General features: G+C 37.6%; 15 protein-coding genes. 10 read left to right on the top strand and 5 right to left on the bottom strand.

Going from position 1 to position 13812, the window contains the following annotated elements; translation table 11 throughout:
- Window positions 1-447: a DinB family protein gene (locus AC07YT_RS21625; RefSeq protein WP_086549178.1), complete on the top strand. Its 447-nt coding sequence runs from the start codon at window positions 1-3 to the stop codon at window positions 445-447.
- A gap of 23 nt (window positions 448-470) precedes the next feature.
- Window positions 471-974, top strand: a complete 504-nt coding sequence (locus tag AC07YT_RS21620; protein WP_086549179.1) for a shikimate kinase — start codon at window positions 471-473, stop codon at window positions 972-974.
- A gap of 69 nt (window positions 975-1043) precedes the next feature.
- On the opposite strand, the gene crtD is transcribed toward AC07YT_RS21620, so the two are convergent.
- Entirely contained in the window at window positions 1044-2531 is a 1488-nt protein-coding gene (gene crtD, locus AC07YT_RS21615) for a 1-hydroxycarotenoid 3,4-desaturase CrtD (RefSeq protein ID WP_086549180.1), read from the bottom strand.
- A gap of 4 nt (window positions 2532-2535) precedes the next feature.
- The gene (locus AC07YT_RS21610; RefSeq protein ID WP_086549181.1) at window positions 2536-4239 is read right to left on the bottom strand and encodes a M28 family peptidase; all 1704 of its coding nucleotides are present in this window, start codon (window positions 4237-4239) and stop codon (window positions 2536-2538) included.
- 103 nt (window positions 4240-4342) lie between these two features.
- Between AC07YT_RS21610 and AC07YT_RS21605 the strand changes: the two genes are divergently transcribed.
- On the top strand, window positions 4343-5518 hold the full coding sequence (locus AC07YT_RS21605) for an ATP-binding protein (protein WP_086549182.1): 1176 nt from the start codon (window positions 4343-4345) through the stop codon (window positions 5516-5518).
- Here AC07YT_RS21605 and AC07YT_RS21600 read toward each other — a convergent pair.
- Complete coding sequence (locus tag AC07YT_RS21600; RefSeq protein WP_086549183.1) at window positions 5509-5967, bottom strand: DoxX family protein; 459 nt, start codon at window positions 5965-5967, stop codon at window positions 5509-5511. The two genes, AC07YT_RS21605 and AC07YT_RS21600, sit on opposite strands and share 10 nt — an antisense overlap.
- 212 nt (window positions 5968-6179) lie before the next feature.
- On the opposite strand from AC07YT_RS21600, the gene AC07YT_RS21595 reads away from it, so the two are divergent.
- The 3 genes from AC07YT_RS21595 (at window position 6180) to AC07YT_RS21585 (ending at window position 8344) form a co-directional block, all read left to right on the top strand.
- Window positions 6180-6290 carry a hypothetical protein gene (locus AC07YT_RS21595; RefSeq protein ID WP_025145553.1) on the top strand — a complete coding sequence of 37 codons (111 nt, stop codon included), beginning with the start codon at window positions 6180-6182 and terminating at the stop codon, window positions 6288-6290.
- Window positions 6291-6432: 142 nt separating this feature from the next.
- Window positions 6433-7845: a 23S rRNA (uracil(1939)-C(5))-methyltransferase RlmD gene (rlmD, locus tag AC07YT_RS21590; protein ID WP_086549184.1), complete on the top strand. Its 1413-nt coding sequence runs from the start codon at window positions 6433-6435 to the stop codon at window positions 7843-7845.
- 85 nt (window positions 7846-7930) lie between these two features.
- Complete coding sequence (locus AC07YT_RS21585; RefSeq protein ID WP_086549185.1) at window positions 7931-8344, top strand: hypothetical protein; 414 nt, start codon at window positions 7931-7933, stop codon at window positions 8342-8344.
- 20 nt (window positions 8345-8364) lie between these two features.
- Here AC07YT_RS21585 and AC07YT_RS21580 read toward each other — a convergent pair whose 3' ends face one another.
- Both AC07YT_RS21580 and AC07YT_RS21575 read right to left on the bottom strand, forming a co-directional pair.
- Window positions 8365-9681: a serine hydrolase domain-containing protein gene (locus tag AC07YT_RS21580; protein ID WP_086549186.1), complete on the bottom strand. Its 1317-nt coding sequence runs from the start codon at window positions 9679-9681 to the stop codon at window positions 8365-8367.
- A 114-nt stretch (window positions 9682-9795) separates the two neighbouring features.
- Complete coding sequence (locus tag AC07YT_RS21575; protein WP_086549514.1) at window positions 9796-10500, bottom strand: head GIN domain-containing protein; 705 nt, start codon at window positions 10498-10500, stop codon at window positions 9796-9798.
- Window positions 10501-10694: 194 nt separating this feature from the next.
- Between AC07YT_RS21575 and AC07YT_RS21570 the strand changes: the two genes are divergently transcribed.
- The 4 genes from AC07YT_RS21570 (at window position 10695) to AC07YT_RS21555 (ending at window position 13792) form a co-directional block, all read left to right on the top strand.
- Window positions 10695-11201: a phosphoribosyltransferase family protein gene (locus AC07YT_RS21570; RefSeq protein ID WP_029275623.1), complete on the top strand. Its 507-nt coding sequence runs from the start codon at window positions 10695-10697 to the stop codon at window positions 11199-11201.
- A gap of 229 nt (window positions 11202-11430) precedes the next feature.
- The gene (locus AC07YT_RS21565; RefSeq protein ID WP_086549187.1) at window positions 11431-12054 is read left to right on the top strand and encodes a 1-acyl-sn-glycerol-3-phosphate acyltransferase; all 624 of its coding nucleotides are present in this window, start codon (window positions 11431-11433) and stop codon (window positions 12052-12054) included.
- A complete protein-coding gene (locus AC07YT_RS21560) occupies window positions 12051-13148 on the top strand; it encodes a glycosyltransferase family 2 protein (RefSeq protein ID WP_086549188.1) in 1098 nt (365 codons plus the stop codon). The genes AC07YT_RS21565 and AC07YT_RS21560 overlap by 4 nt, the downstream gene beginning before the upstream one ends.
- The gene (locus AC07YT_RS21555) at window positions 13118-13792 is read left to right on the top strand and encodes a carotenoid biosynthesis protein (protein ID WP_086549189.1); all 675 of its coding nucleotides are present in this window, start codon (window positions 13118-13120) and stop codon (window positions 13790-13792) included. The genes AC07YT_RS21560 and AC07YT_RS21555 overlap by 31 nt, the downstream gene beginning before the upstream one ends.
- Window positions 13793-13812: the final 20 nt, after the last annotated feature.

The following is a 13812-nucleotide window of genomic DNA, read 5'->3' as shown; positions in this document are numbered from 1 at the left end:
ATGCGCGAAGAAGAAATTATAAACTATACTGCGCTTGCCGATCAACGCATCATCGATATATTTAAGCTTGCAACCATCGAGCTGCCCGATGCAGAGCGGTTGTTCAGCCACGTACTTAATGCGCAGCACATATGGGCGCAACGAATTTCGGGCAAAGTGCCACTTTACGGCGTTTGGGATATTCACCCCAAAGAAAACTTTGAAAGTATCGCTGCTGAAAATTTTAAATTGATCAGGATGGCCTTGAAAGAGCATGCTTTAGATAAAAAGATTTTGTACCGCACCTCACAAGGCGTCCAGTACGAAAACCGAATAGATGAAATTTTATTTCATTTATTTAACCATTCTACTTATCATCGCGGACAGGTTGTAACTTTATTGAAAAAGGAAGGTTTTACGCCACCTGTCACCGATTATATTATGTTAAAACGCGACCATCTGTTATAAGGTCGAAGCAAAAAGAGAAATACATGAAGATTTTCCTTATCGGATATATGGGCTGCGGTAAAAGCACAAAGGCAAAACAGCTGGCACATCGTTTAGATTGCCCTGTGATCGATCTTGATGCCGAAATTGTTTCAAAAACAGGCAAAAGCATTGCCGAATATTTTGCCGAATATGGTGAAAGCGGCTTTAGGGATTATGAAAGCGAAATGCTTAAAACCTTCGATTACCCGGAAACCTGTGTGGTGGCCACCGGAGGTGGATTGCCTTGTTTTTTCGATAATATGGAATGGATGAATGCAAATGGCGAAACGGTTTACCTGCAAATGGAACCTGCCGCCTTAGTGTCGCGCTTACATAACCGTCAAAAACGCCCATTAATTAAAGATTTAGATGATGAGCAACTTTTAGTATTTATTAAAGAGAAACTCGAAGAACGTGATCCTTTTTATACCCGGGCTAAACTGATTGTAGATGCATTTGATCTGGATGGCGAAAAGTTAGAAGAAGCCATTAAGAAAAATCGATAGTTTACAGTCCTTAGTCTTGAGTCCTTAGTCGGTTAATCAATAAGCAGATAGTTACTAATCAACCAATGGCTAATGAACCACTGAACTAATCTCATCATCAATTATTTTAGCCGATAACAGTGCAAGCGGAATTCCTCCACCTGGATGTACGCTGCCTCCACAAAAGAATAAATTTTTAACTTTCGAACTGAAATTGGGATGTCGTAAAAAGGCAGAGAACTGATTGTTAGAGCTGTTTCCGTACAGAGAGCCTTGATACGAACCGGTTTTGACTTCGATGCTTCTCGGGTCGAGAATCTGTTCGCAAATGATATCTTTTTCAATATTTCTGTTTAACAAACGGCTGATTTTTTTAATAATATTTGCCCTGGCTTCTTTTATCAATGAGTCCCAATTCTGGCCGTTATTGGCTGGAACGTTGATCATTACAAACCAGTTTTCGCTGTCTGCGGGTGCATCATCTCTGATGTGTTTACAGCTGATGTTGATATAAACAGTAGGATCGTTACTAATGGTTTTATCTTTCCATATCGCATTAAACTCCTTCTGGTAATCCTCAGTGAAAAAGATATTGTGTAAACCCAGATCGCTGTAATTCCCATCCATTCCCCAGTAAAAAATTAAAGCAGAACTACTCCGTTCCTGGTTGAGTAACTTTTTAGGCTGGGTTATATTTTTAAGCAGGTTTTTATAGGTAAACCAGATATCGAGGTTCGAGACCACAACGTCGGCCTTATAGGTTTTATCGTTAACTTTTATGCCCTGTACTTTGGGTTTGCCTTCATTGGAAGAAATAATTTCTTCTACCTTTTGATTGTAGTGAAACCTGATCCCCAATGCTTCTGCCAATTTTACTAAGGCAGTAACAATACTGTACATCCCGTTTTTTGGAAGGAAGGCTCCATAGTGGTACTCGAAATGTGGAATTACGTTTAATGTGGCCGGTGCCTGAAAGGGATCGGACCCGTTATAGGTAGCATACCGATTGAATAATTGGGCAACTCTTTCGTCTTTAAAAAAAGATTGGTTTGCTTTTGCCTGTGTTCTAAAAGCATCAATCTGGCCAAAACGGAATATGGATTTTAAGGTATCCCAATGCAGGTAACTTTTAAGTTTGTGCAAACTTCTTTCCAGAAATACACGGTGGGTAACCTCATAAATGGTTTTGCTTTTATTTAGATAACGGTTAATTTCTTTGGCAGTTGAAGTTGTTTTTTCTTCAATTTCCTTTGCAAATTTATCCAGATCTGCACTGGCGTTTAACCGTAAGCCATCTTCATAAAAATAACGGCAAACTTCTTTCAGTTTTAGATATTCAAAATAATCTTCAGGGTTTTTGCCTGCCAGTTTAAAAAGCTCATCCACATACTGAGGCATGGTAAAAAGACTTGGGCCTGCATCAAACCTGAAACCGTTCGTCTTTATTTCTGCCAGCTTACCTCCAGGTTTTGAGTTAGCCTCATAAACATCAACCTCATAGCCCTTCACAGCAAGGCGAATGGCAGATGCAATTCCTGCAATTCCAGCACCGATAATTATTGCTTTTGGTTTAGCCATCAATCTATTTCAATTCTTCCAAATATAGCTTTGCTTGTTTTTCAATCTCATTGGTGGCAAACTTAATGGCCGAACCAACTCTTGTGGTCTCGGATTTTACAGGCATTTTATTTACTGTCGCCAAAGCATCAGTATACCATTTGGCCCAGACTTCAATAATATGTTTCTCATCTGTGGCGCCTTTCCCTTTTGCAATTTCTTTTTTGCTTAATTCAAATTCGGTTTTCAAACGGGTTAAGGCATCGGTTTTAACCTGCGAAACAGTGGCTATCGCTGTATTTTCATCTGCGGAAATTAAAGTATAAGCAGCAGTTAAAGCACTTATCCCAACATTTTTCATCTCGATTGGCGAAACTTTATCAATCCTATCATTGTCTGTGTGGTAAAATACATCGGTAAAGTGCCACATTAGTAAACCTGGGATTTTATGCTGCAAAAACGGGGTATGATCACTACCACCTTCAAAAGGATTGTAGTTAACTGTCCAATTCGCAAATATGCCCTGTTTTTTGCAGATGTCGAAAACAAAATCGTTAAAATAATGAGGGAAAAGATCTTTTTCGGTAACATCACCTGCGCCCCATTCGGTATGTTTATCAGTTCCTCTTGTCCAGATGGCAGAAGGATCAGGCATTTTTTCAATCAGGAAAGAACCGCCGGTTTTTTGGGTATCTTCACCAACCATATCCAAACTCATTCCCCACATAATGCCTTTGGCCCGGGTAGTATCTTCAGTAATGTATCTTCTGGTTGATACAATTTCGTCGCCCCATAAAAAGGTTAAGCTGCGCTTCGGACTTATTTTTTTTGCCTGATACAATTCTGCCGTTAACCTGGCCATTTCAGCTAATGTACCCACACCGCTTGCATTATCATTTGCACCCGGCTCCTGAACATGGGCACTGAATACAAATCGCTCATTAGGATTTACACTGCCTTTAACATTTGCAACAATGGTTAATTCTTCCGATGGATAAATTTTAGTCTGGATATTTACTTTCAATTTGGTTTCACCCTTTAAGCAGACTGCTTTTAACTTTTCTTTGGCCGCATAAGATAAAAGTAATGTCCATACCTCGCTACTGGCTTTCATGTTTCCAAACTGGATAGACGTTTGGTGTACCTCGGGTTGGGTATATTTTGGCATAGAATAACCCAGTACACCAATGGCCCCTGCGTTGGTGGCTATTTGAAGTAAACGTGATGGGTTGCTCTCTGAAAATAGGATTTTCCCTTTCAGGTCCATTTTTTCTATTTCGGCAGGTGATACGCTGGTAATGAAAACCACAGGTGCAGTAACACCTCCAACCGGAGTTGAGCCGCAATTAACCGGAATCATGTTGCGGTTGGTTTTGTAAGAGATGAGTGGTTTTGTTTCGCCAACAATATCTATGTTGGCGTCTACAGGTTCCCATGTATTATTTTTCATCGCTCTTTTTTCGATGCGATAAGTTAAAGGCGCTTCAAACTCATTCTGCTTCTGTTCTACAAAGCCAGCTTTTTTGAGGATCTTTTCTACATAATAAATACTTGCATTAAAGCCTGTATTGCCGGGGATACGAAAATATTTTTCGACAAAAGCGGTCGTTTCATAGGCGTTTTTTGCTATGAAACCTTTCCTTGTCAGGTTGAAATATTCATCTGTTGAATTTTGTGCGTAACATCCCAATCCCGCAAAAAGCAGTGCAAAAAGTATCTTCGTTTTCATGATCGTTAGTAAAAGCGAAAGATAACAATAGTTTGAATCTTTTCTCGATTTAAAATGAGGTGTTAAGTATGCAAATGTAATATTCTATGTTATATTTGCAGACATGATTCTCCGAAATTTAGAACCAATACTTAAAGAAGCTTTGCAGCGTAGTCCTGTGGTTGTACTGCTAGGCCCCCGACAGGTAGGTAAAACTACATTAGCCATTGGTCTTATTGATGAGGTTAAGTCCATTTATGTAGATCTCGAGGATCGGTTAGATCTAGAAAAAGTTAGAGATATAACTGCTTTCCATCAAAATAACAAAGAGTTACTCTTAATTCTTGATGAAGTTCAACGTTTGCCAGAAATATTTTCGCAAATAAGGGGGATTGTGGATAAGGAACGTAGAAGAGGAAATAAGGCTGGACAATTTCTGTTTCTGGGATCGGCATCTTTAGATTTATTAAAACAGTCTAGCGAATCTTTAGCTGGAAGAATTACTTATCTGGAACTTTTTCCAGTAAATGCTGTAGAATATGGGCAAGAAGATTTAGCTAAGGTTAATAACCTTTGGTTGAGAGGTGGATTTCCCGAGAGTTTATTAGCTGCGTCGGAGAAAAATAGTTTAATATGGAGAAGGGACTTTATCAGAACGTATTTGGAAAGAGATATCCCTCAATTGGGACCTCGTATTCCCGCCGAGACGCTCGAACGTTTTTGGACAATGCTCGCCCACAATCAAGGTAGTGTGCTAAACGCAGCTCATTTGGCCCGTAATATTGAGGTTACAGGAGTAACCATAGCCAGGTATTTGGATTTGATGGTAGATTTATTGTTGGTTCGGCGACTAAAGCCATATACAGTTAATGTTGGAAAACGACTTGTGCGATCACCAAAAATATATGTAAGAGATAGCGGCCTTACTCATGCCCTGCTTAATATAAAAAGTTATAATGAACTACTTGGTCATCCGGTAGTAGGTGGAAGTTGGGAGGGCTTTGTGATCGAAAATATTATGTCCGTAATTCCATCCGGAGTACAAACTTACTACTATGGAACACCAGGAGGCGCAGAAATAGATTTAATTTTGGAATTTTCGGATGCCGAAAAATGGGCAATAGAAATTAAAAGAAGTTCTGCGCCTTCATTATCAAAAGGGTTTTACTTCGCTTGTCAAGAAGTAAAACCCAATAGTAGCTTTGTTGTTTATGCAGGTAATGATACTTTTACAATGCAGGGCGGAGCCATAGCACTATCACTGCACTCATTAATGCAGAAGCTTATAAGCTACGCGTAACGTCTTCCCTTTTTGTTTTTCAATCCTTCATCAACCGATAAAGGGCCAGAGCCTACTACCCAAAACATGATGAGCAGAAACAACACCAGTACCGAAAACCATAACTCCGAATTGGGTGTGGAGAAACCCGGGGTAAGGTTAACGAAAAATACGGCAAACAATAAGATTGGAATCTGAATGACAACGGCAAAGCGGGTAACTAAACCTAATGTAATCAAAACACCCCCAACCAAATGTGCAAATGCAACTACGTGAATGGCAACACTGATGAGCATGCCCGAAAAACCAAATACGTTGTTTTGTGTAATCATATTTTGAAGAACCGAGGTGTCGCTAACAAAAGAAACACCTTTTCCAAAAATGATCAGGCCAAGTACAATCCGAAGATAATCCAGCCATTTTGAGTGATGAACATCTCCCCAATGTTCAATTTTACGGATAACGTTCATAATGAACCTCCATTTTTATGTGAATGATACTTTAAGTTACGGATTTATATTGGCTTGTCAAATAAAGAACTGAAAATCAATAGATCAAGGCTGAATTTATTTTAAAAAGCAGTTTTAACCATTTGATGTAAAATTAACATAAATTTAATTTGTACCGTTTCGGTTTTTGGTATAAATTTAGTATTATTGCTTAAATAGATAGGTTTTTTATCATGAGCAAAGAAATATTAGAGTTTTCTGTACAAGTAGATGAAAAATTTGACCTGAAATTTAACTGGTTGGATGGCTTTTGGGGCGCTGCATTTAAATTTTTTGGAAAATAATTTTTGAAATCTAATTTTTCTTAACGAACAATCCACGTTCGAACAAGACAGTATTGCCTAATCTTTCTTGATTAACCGGGTTTTAAACCCTCCACCTTTCTGCCTTCTACCTTTAACCTCTTTTTTCTATCTTTGCAAAATAATGAGTAGAAGAAAACCAGGTACGGTAACTATTGTTCCAAACGTACATATAATCGATATTGCTGAAGAAGGAAAAGGTGTTGGCAAGGCTGACGAATTGGTCATTTTTGTTGACAAGGCTGTTCCTGGTGATGTGGTAGATGTTCGGTTGACCAAAAAGAAAAAGAATTTTGCTGAAGCAATTATTGATCAGCTTCATGAAAAATCAGCTTTACGAACCGATCCTTTTTGTCCTCATTTCGGAACCTGTGGCGGTTGTAAATGGCAGCACATGGGCTACGATGCGCAGTTGAAGTTTAAGCAGAAAAATGTTGAGGCAGCTTTACAGCGCTTAGGTAAAATAGATACCTCAGGAACCGAACCTATTTTAGGTTCAGCAAAAAACAGGTACTACCGGAATAAATTAGAATTTACTTTTTCGAACAAACGTTGGTTAGAAAAAACTGATGTAGAACGCGATGAAGATCTTGATATGAATGCCCTTGGTTTTCACGTGCCTTTGCGTTTCGATAAAATTTTAGATATTGAACATTGTTACCTGCAGGATGAGCCATCTAATTCAATCAGAAATGCAGTGCGTAATTATGCTTTAGAAAATAGCCTTTCGTTTTACGATCTGCGTAATCATGAAGGTGTTTTACGTAACCTGATTATCCGTACTTCCAGCACAGGAGAGGTAATGGTTGCCGTGGTATTTGCTTATCCCGAACAGGCACAGGTTGATGGTTTAATGGCTTTCCTTCAAAATGAATTTCCACAGATCACTTCCTTGTTGTATATCGTTAACCAAAAGAAAAACGATACCATTTTCGATCAGGATGTGGTGCTTTTCTCTGGTCGCGATCATATTTTCGAAGAAATGGACGGCATCCGTTTTAAAATTGGTGTAAAATCTTTTTACCAGACCAATTCAGAACAGGCCTTCGAATTATATAAAATCACCAGGGATTTTGCCGGATTTAAAGGCGATGAGCTGGTTTATGATTTATATACTGGTGCCGGAACCATTGCAAATTTTATTGCAAAAAATGTAAAGCAGGTGGTAGGTGTAGAATATGTACCAACTGCTATTCAAGATGCAAAGTTTAACTCTGCGTTAAATGGCATTGATAATACGATCTTCTATGCAGGAGATATGAAAGATATTCTCACTTCAGAATTTATCCTGGCACATGGTAAACCAGATGTAGTGATTACTGATCCACCGCGCGCCGGAATGCATGCAGATGTGGTTCAAAGATTACTGGAAATGGAATCTGAAAAAATTGTTTATGTAAGCTGTAATGCAGCTACGCAGGCGAGAGATTTAGAGCTGCTAAAAGAAAAGTATGATGTGGTGCGTATTAAACCTGTAGATATGTTTCCGCACACACAACACGTAGAGAACGTTGTATTATTAAGGTTTAAGGGGTAAGGCAAAAGGTTTAAGGCTATAACCTTAAAATCAAATGTTGTCATTTTAAACCCTACACCTTAAACCATAAACCTTTTACCTTGAAATGGATAGAGAAGAATTATTAGGCGCAACGCCTGAAGAGAACGGAACACCACAAAAAAAGCAGGAAAGTCCGCTGGTAAGTTTAGAAAAAGACCTGGAGTTTTATGCTGATGCCATTAAAGAAGTGGCAATTGAAATTATGGTTGAAGGGATTTCTGCACACCCGATTTTTATTGCACACCAACATGAAGTGAACATCGGTGAACTTATTTTAAATAAAGAGGAGCTCAATACCGATTGGACCATACAAGCCTCTACCTTGGAAGAGTTTGTAGAAAAAGGAATCATCAGCAAAGAGAAAAAAGAGCCGTTTTTAAAAGTTTATAAAAAACCAGAGGATTTTATGTGCGTTTTCGTAATTGTTCCTGAAGGCGCCAATTTTATTTATTATCCATATAAAAAAGGCAGGGGATAGAAGGCCAAGGTCTTAGGGATTTATTCCTTATCCATTGTTATTCGGTTCTTGCCCTGGCTAAATATTATCCTATGTTCAGAAGGTAAAAACTCAATCGTTAGCTTATATTGCGCTGAGGTAAATTTATCTACTTCGTAACAATCTAAAGGAAAATCCGTTTGGCCGGTAGCTTGTGCTTTTAAAATGTTGCCATTTTTAGAAACTGTAATTTTTAATGGAAAATCTGGACTGGCATATACGCCCAGGTATTTATCCAAATCATTGGTTTTTACATTAAGGTAGGGTTTAAAATTTGGCAATTCGTAGGGTTTGTTGTAGATAATACTCAACAAAACTATCGCGAAGTCATTTTTATCGAAACGCGCAGCATTTAATGCTAATGCCCAGCTAATTCTATCATTTTCGTTATAGCCAACAATAGAGTGTGTTCCATAAGTATCACCAGCGTGGCCATAATACATCGACTCGTAAAAAGGAATAGGCATTATTCCTCTACCAAATGTTTCATGCTTTGGTTTCATTAATTCAATAGTTTCTTTCTTCAAGATTTTATACTGAAACAAACTTGTAATAAAAACATTTAAATCCTGAGTGGTTGATGAGATATCTCCAGCCCCGGTTACATTGCTGAAATTTAGATCCTCAATAATATTCCATTGGTTGATATAATTGTAAGATTGAAAAACATTTGTAGTTTTTGGTGTATAGGCTGAAAAATTTTTAAGTTTCAAAGGCTTTGCAATTTCTTCATCTACTATTTTTGCATAAGGCTGTTTGTGTTTTTTTTCTAAAATTTTAGTAAGCAGATAATAACCTGTATTTGAATAAGCCACTTTTTCGTTTGGCTGAAAACTCACCCCCTGGCGAATAATTTCGTTCATAATATCTTGTTCGCTAACCTTTTTTATAAGCCAAAATATGCTGTCTTTTTTCATGAGAAAATCGCCCAAACCACTGCTATGTTCCAGTAGGTTTTTAATCGAAATTTTGCTGGCATTTGGAATTTGAGGATAGTAAACAGCTAGTTTGTCTTCTAAGTCTAACTCTCCTTTTTCTATTAATTTAAAAATAAGAGTTGCAGTAATCAATTTTGTGATTGATCCTATTTGATATTTTGTATTGGCATTATAGCTTACTTTTTTTAGGCTCGTTTGCCCAAAGCTTCGGTTGTATATTTCTTCTCCATCCTTAAAAATAGATAAACTACCAACTGCTCTATGATTCGTATCGATATAGGTAATGTAATCATTAATTTTTTTTGAAAGTGAGCTTTGACCATAACTGACTTTGCTTAAAAAGAACGATATGATGATAAGGATTAATATATTTTTTTTCATTTAGGCTTAGTTTTCCTCTATTGACGATAAGAAGTATAAAAGGGTTGCATATTTAATAAAAAAACGCCGCTTTGCATCCACAAAGCAGCGCGTATTATTAACTAAACTAAACTTTTAATTTACGTGGTGTACATCGCCACTTTTTGAGGTTGATGTTTTCTTGAGTGAAGCATTTCCTTTATAACTTACATCACCACCGCCACTTGCACTGGCCTCTAAACCCTTATTTACATAGAGATTTACATCTGAACCACCAGAAGCCTGCACCTTTGCATAATCTGCAATTAATTCATAAGCGTCGATATCACTACCTCCGCTCGATTGAATGGTCATATTTTCTGCTTTACCTTTTAAATCGAGATCGCTACCCCCGCTTGATTGAATAGACAAGTCGTTGCAAACAATGCTTAATTTTAAATCTGATCCGCCCGAAGAACGAATGGCCAGTTTATCTGTCTTGATCTGATTTTGTGTGAAAACATCCGAACCGCCTGATGCTGCAATGGCATTTAAAGTTTTAAAACTTACATAGGCTTTAATGATTCGGTTTTTAAACAGACCACTCCAGTTGACACCATCCTTAAATTTTATATTCACATTGCCACCATTCTGTTCCACAACAATATCTTTTAACGTTTCAGCATCCGATTTTATACTCACACTTTCGCTGCCACCCTGAGTGAGGTACAGGTCGATACCGCTGCTTACCCCAATGCTATTGAAATTTTTAACCGTGAAACTTTTAGTTTCCTGTGCTTTAGCCATATAGCTGGTTACCACTATAAATAAAATGGCGGATGATTTGATGAGGGTTTTCATAGTCGTTTTTTCGTTAAATGATTCTGAAGCGATCCTTACGCAGTATTTGTGCAGCGATGGCCCCGGTTTTGTGTTTTGGTTATTGATTAGACGCATCTTTGGTGAAAACGTTGCAAACAATCGAAATTATTTTTCAAATAGTTTGAATTTCATCCTTAAAATCGTTCTTTTTGTATTCAATCCTTTTTTATACAATGGCATCGCAATTACTTATTCTTAACAAGAAACAAATTCAGCAGAAAATAGATCGTATCGCTTATCAGATTTTAGAGGATAACCTGAACGAGAAAGAAGTGGTGCTTGCCGGCATTTGGGACCGTGGTTACAAATTAGCCTTAAGGTTAGAAAAAGTGCTTAAAAAGATTTCAGGCTTTAAACTAACTTTGTTGCGTATCGACCTGCAGAAAGAAAGCAGCAAATTGGTTGCCTCAACCGATTTAGATGAGAGCCATTGGAAAAATAAGGTGATTATTATTGTTGATGATGTATTAAACAGCGGTAAAACCCTGGCTTATGGCTTGGGCGTTTTCTTAAATACGCCACATAAAAAAATCCGTACCGTAGTTTTGGTTGATCGAAGCCATAAAATTTTCCCTATCGCAACCGACTTTGTTGGTCTTGAACTGGCTACCATTTTAAAAGAACATGTAGATGTAGTGATGGATGTAGAAGGCGAAGAAGACCGGGTTTATTTAAGCTAGAGAAGATGTAAAATGGAGGAGGTAAGATGGAATTGATTAATATCGTCCTGGTTTGCAACGAGGATGCCCGAGAACAGCGATTTCATCGCTAGGGTATAGCTAAATTACAGGGCTATTGCACCACATTACAAATGTGGATCTTACTAATCCTCGTCACAAACGAGGACTATTGATCATCTTAAAGAAAAGGATATTTGCAATTCATCCCAATTTTTTGCAATTTCCCGAAATGTATCAGCCCAGAAAAAATAATTTGATCTTCAGCTTTTTCTCCTGGTACATCCAGTTTATCATCAAAAAAGATTTCTCGGCTTTTAATTTTGGTGAAGTGGAAATAAAGCCAGATGCTGCCATACTCATTTTAGCCAATCATTTTAGCTGGTGGGACGGGTTTTTCCTGTTTTATATCAACAAAAAAGTATTTAAGAAACAATTTCATGTGCTAGTGAACGCTGAAAATTACAATAAAGTTGGTTTTCTAAAGTATCTTGGTGCTTTTGCTGCTGAAAATAAGGGCAAAGATGTGTTAGAAACCCTTAACTATGCTGGCAAATTATTAGATAATCCCACAAACCTGGTGCTTGTATTCCCTCAGGGCCAATTATATTCGAACCATCTCAAAAATATCAGTTTCGAAAAAGGGGTAATGCAGATGATCAATGCCAGTCAGAAAAAAATCAATATCATTTTTGCGGCTACCTTTATCGATTATTTCGCGAAAAGAAAACCCTCCGCTTATACTTATCTACAGCATTGGGAGAATGAGGAGTATGTGAGCTTGCAATTGCTGAAAAGCGCCTACAATAAACATTACGATCAATCGCTTGTTAAACAAACTCAGCTTATTGAATGACCATTTTTATTTACGCCGTTTTAATTTTCCTGGTTATCAGGTTTTCGGTTACTGTTTTCAATTTCCTTTCTAATCCGAAGTTGCCAAGGGTGGTTAAACACTATCATGATCAGGTTTCAATCTTAATCCCAGCGAGAAATGAAGCAGAGAATATTTTAGCGCTGCTCGATTCTATAAAAAATCAGGATTATAGCAATTATGAGGTTATTGTTTTAGATGATAACAGCGACGATAATACTTTCCAGATCGTCGAAAAATTTTGCCTTACAAATCCGCAATTTAAAGTAGTTAGCGGTGAAGCACTTCCTCAAAACTGGCTTGGTAAAAACTATGCCTGCCACCAGTTGAGCGAACTGGCAACCGGGAAATATTTTTTGTTTATCGATGCTGATGAATCAATAAAAAGAGGCTTGATCAATAGCCTGATCAACCGGATGGAAATTGGAAGTCTGACTTTATTAAGTGTTTTTACCAATCAAAGCATGAAATCGATAGGCGAGTGGCTGACTGTTCCTTTAATGCATTTTATTCTACTGAATTTATTGCCCTTACGATTGGTTAAACTCTCGAAAAATCCGGCATTTTCGGCAGCAAGCGGGCAGTGTATGTTTTTTAATGCCCGTCATTACAAAGAAAATCACTGGCATGAGCGGGTTAAACATCAGATTGTAGAAGATGTAGAGATAATGAAACTGGTAAAACAGGAAAAATTTAACGCAGAAGCACTTTTAGCCAACGGACTGATCTATTGCAGGATGTACAAGAATTTAGGCGAAAGCCTGAACGGTTTCAGTAAAAATTTACTGGCAGGTTTTGGTAATAACATCATAATATTATTACTTTACCAGCTTTTGGTAACCATAGGGCCAGTAATTTTAATCTTAAACTTTAATGTTGCTTTACTTGTATTACCATTAACTTTAATAGTGTTAAGCAGAATGATGATCTCTTATTTATCCGGACAGCATGTTTTGATAAATCTGATTTTACATCCTTTACAGATGTTGTTCTTCTTAATTATTTCATTTATTTCTATAAAAAAACATATTTTTAAAACAGGCACATGGAAGGGCAGAACGATCAAAGCGATATAAAGGTTAAAAGGATTGCAGTAGCAATAATTATCGTTTTTCATCTGGTTGGCTTGCTTGGCTTCTTAATTCCAGCTGCACAGCCTTATTTTATCAAACTTGTTCCCTTTCATTTGTTGCTCATGTTTGCTGTAATTGTTTTTTCTTACAATGCCGATGTGAAACGTTTGTTATTACTGGTTTCGGGTGTATTTCTCTGTGGTTTTCTGGTTGAGGTATTGGGTGTGCATACCGGAAAAATATTTGGTAGCTATTACTATGGCGATACATTGGGATACAAAGTTGCTGCGGTTCCTTTGTTAATGGGCGTAAATTGGGTAATCCTTATTTTCAGCGTGGGGCAAATGATGAAAAGTATGAAAATCAGGAACAGCATTCTGGCTTCGGTTATTGGTGCTTTTATACTGGTAGGTTTTGATTTCTTTTTAGAGCCTGTGGCCATGAAATTTAACTACTGGCAGTGGGACTGGCATGAAATCCCTGTTCAAAATTATGTGGCCTGGTTTATCGTTTCGGTAATTTTGTTAAAGTTTTACTATGCCCTTGGGCTAAAGCAACAGAAATATATTGGCGTGACCATGTTCCTTTCACAGCTAATCTTTTTTGTTGTCTTATACATGACAACCGGAACAAATATTTTTGCTTAATTTTGTGAAGTTATTTTAAT

The sequence above is a fragment of the Pedobacter sp. GW460-11-11-14-TSB4 genome (assembly GCF_059423705.1).
The sequence above is the reverse complement of the archived record's forward strand: the minus strand, read 5'-3'. Positions and strand labels throughout refer to the sequence as shown.

Coding starts and splice junctions, on each gene's coding strand:
- AC07YT_RS21625 (WP_086549178.1), top strand. CDS start 1: ATGCGCGAAGAAGAAATTATAAACTATACTGCGCTTGCCGATCAACGC.
- AC07YT_RS21620 (WP_086549179.1), top strand. CDS start 471: ATGAAGATTTTCCTTATCGGATATATGGGCTGCGGTAAAAGCACAAAG.
- crtD (WP_086549180.1), bottom strand. CDS start 2,531: ATGGCTAAACCAAAAGCAATAATTATCGGTGCTGGAATTGCAGGAATT.
- AC07YT_RS21610 (WP_086549181.1), bottom strand. CDS start 4,239: ATGAAAACGAAGATACTTTTTGCACTGCTTTTTGCGGGATTGGGATGT.
- AC07YT_RS21605 (WP_086549182.1), top strand. CDS start 4,343: ATGATTCTCCGAAATTTAGAACCAATACTTAAAGAAGCTTTGCAGCGT.
- AC07YT_RS21600 (WP_086549183.1), bottom strand. CDS start 5,967: ATGAACGTTATCCGTAAAATTGAACATTGGGGAGATGTTCATCACTCA.
- AC07YT_RS21595 (WP_025145553.1), top strand. CDS start 6,180: ATGAGCAAAGAAATATTAGAGTTTTCTGTACAAGTAGATGAAAAATTT.
- rlmD (WP_086549184.1), top strand. CDS start 6,433: ATGAGTAGAAGAAAACCAGGTACGGTAACTATTGTTCCAAACGTACAT.
- AC07YT_RS21585 (WP_086549185.1), top strand. CDS start 7,931: ATGGATAGAGAAGAATTATTAGGCGCAACGCCTGAAGAGAACGGAACA.
- AC07YT_RS21580 (WP_086549186.1), bottom strand. CDS start 9,681: ATGAAAAAAAATATATTAATCCTTATCATCATATCGTTCTTTTTAAGC.
- AC07YT_RS21575 (WP_086549514.1), bottom strand. CDS start 10,500: ATGAAAACCCTCATCAAATCATCCGCCATTTTATTTATAGTGGTAACC.
- AC07YT_RS21570 (WP_029275623.1), top strand. CDS start 10,695: ATGGCATCGCAATTACTTATTCTTAACAAGAAACAAATTCAGCAGAAA.
- AC07YT_RS21565 (WP_086549187.1), top strand. CDS start 11,431: ATGTATCAGCCCAGAAAAAATAATTTGATCTTCAGCTTTTTCTCCTGG.
- AC07YT_RS21560 (WP_086549188.1), top strand. CDS start 12,051: ATGACCATTTTTATTTACGCCGTTTTAATTTTCCTGGTTATCAGGTTT.
- AC07YT_RS21555 (WP_086549189.1), top strand. CDS start 13,118: ATGGAAGGGCAGAACGATCAAAGCGATATAAAGGTTAAAAGGATTGCA.